This window comes from Pseudomonas sp. 2995-3, assembly GCF_002742565.1.
Lineage (GTDB): Bacteria > Pseudomonadota > Gammaproteobacteria > Pseudomonadales > Pseudomonadaceae > Aquipseudomonas > Aquipseudomonas edaphica.
The window spans coordinates 1-254 of record NZ_LJSB01000265.1 but is presented as its reverse complement, the minus strand read 5'-3'; the positions used below and the strand labels follow the sequence as shown (position 1 = coordinate 254).

The window sequence follows — 254 nt, the reverse complement described above, 5'->3', positions numbered from 1 at the left end:
TAGTAATATCTGGTGTGATATCATAGATTTCCTGTCCACCACCTAAGGAACTACGAAATCCAGTTTTCACCTCATCAAAAATAAGAATGATCCCATTCCTACTCGTAATTTCCCTTAATTTATTCATAAAGCTCTGTTCAGCAGGTATAAATCCACCTTGTACAGGTTCAATTATCACCGCTGCTAGTTCAGAAGCATTTCTTTCAATTAATTTTTCCGTTGCATCTATATTATTAAAAGGAAGCATTAAAGGC

1 protein-coding gene is annotated in these 254 nt (G+C 35.0%); it reads right to left on the bottom strand.

Annotation, left to right across the window (positions count from 1 at the left end):
• On the bottom strand, positions 1–254 hold a 254-nt coding region (locus AOA62_RS25695; RefSeq protein ID WP_143521916.1), incomplete at both ends, for an aminotransferase class III-fold pyridoxal phosphate-dependent enzyme.